Origin of the sequence: Streptomyces sp. NPDC060027 (assembly GCF_042737005.1) — a bacterium.
In the GTDB taxonomy this organism is placed as follows: Bacteria; Actinomycetota; Actinomycetes; order Streptomycetales; family Streptomycetaceae; genus Streptomyces.
Window position 1 is genome coordinate 1 of sequence record NZ_JBHWVI010000476.1, and the last position, 1,111, is coordinate 1,111.

General features: G+C 66.0%; 1 protein-coding gene. It reads right to left on the reverse strand.

Going from position 1 to position 1,111, the window contains the following annotated elements:
• Entirely contained in the window at positions 1–1,077 is a 1,077-nt protein-coding gene (locus tag ACFWBT_RS43110) for an IS630 family transposase (protein ID WP_385710342.1), read from the reverse strand.
• Positions 1,078–1,111: the final 34 nt, after the last annotated feature.

Sequence of the window (1,111 nt, forward strand, 5' to 3'; positions counted from 1 at the left end):
CTAGTGTCCTGCGCCAGAGATCCGTCGGCAGAAGCGGGCGAGGGAGTCGAGGATTTCTTCGGCTGTCTTGGTCCAGATGAAGGGCTTGGGGTCGTGGTTCCAGTCTTTGACCCAGGCCCGGATGTCGGCTTCCAGAGTCTGGATGTTCTTGTGTGCGCCGCGGCGGATCTTCTGGTGGGCGAGGTAGCCGAACCACCGCTCGGCCTGGTTGATCCAGGACGAGCCGGTCGGGGTGAAGTGCAGCTCGAACCTGGGGTGTTTGGCCAGCCAGGCCTTGATCGCCGGCGTCTTGTGGGTGCCGTAGTTGTCCACGATCAGGTGGACCTGCAGGTGAGCGGGCACCTCCTTGTCGATCCGGATCAGGAACTTCTTGAACTCCACGGCCCGGTGCCGGCGGTGCAGGGCTGTGATGACTTCGCCCGTGGCGACATCGAACGCGGCGAACAAGGTGGTCAGGCCGTTGCGGACGTAGTCGTGGGTGCGCCTCTCGGGCATGCCCGGCATTATCGGCAGCACCGGCTGGGACCGGTCCAGCGCCTGGATCTGCGACTTCTCGTCCACCGACAGCACCACCGCACCCTCGGGCGGGTTGAAGTAGAGCCCGACGACGTCATAGACCTTTTCCACGAACAAGGGGTCCGTTGACAGCTTGAAGGTGTCCGCCAGGTGCGGCTTGAGCTGGAACTGCCGCCAGATCCGGCCCACGGTCGACTTCGACAGACCACTGTGCTCGGCCATCGATGTCCGCGACCAGTGGGTGGCGTTCTTCGGCACCTGTTCCAGCGTGCTGACCACGACCGCCTCCACCTGGTCGACGCTGATGGTGGGCGGGCGGCCCGGCCTCGGCTCATCAGCCAGCCCGTCCAGCCGCTCGGCGAGGAAACGCCGCCGCCACTTGCGGACGGTGTCCGCGGTCACCCGCAGATCACGGGCGACCGCGACGATCGCCGGCACCTCGGGCCCCGCGCACGCCAGCACAATCCGTGCTCGCAGGGCCAGAGCCTGGGCCGATGTCGCCCGACGCAGCCATCTTTCCAACACCGTCCGCTCGTCATCAGACAAAAGCAACGGTTCCAGCTTCGGGCCCCGACGGGGAACTGACGCACCAGCA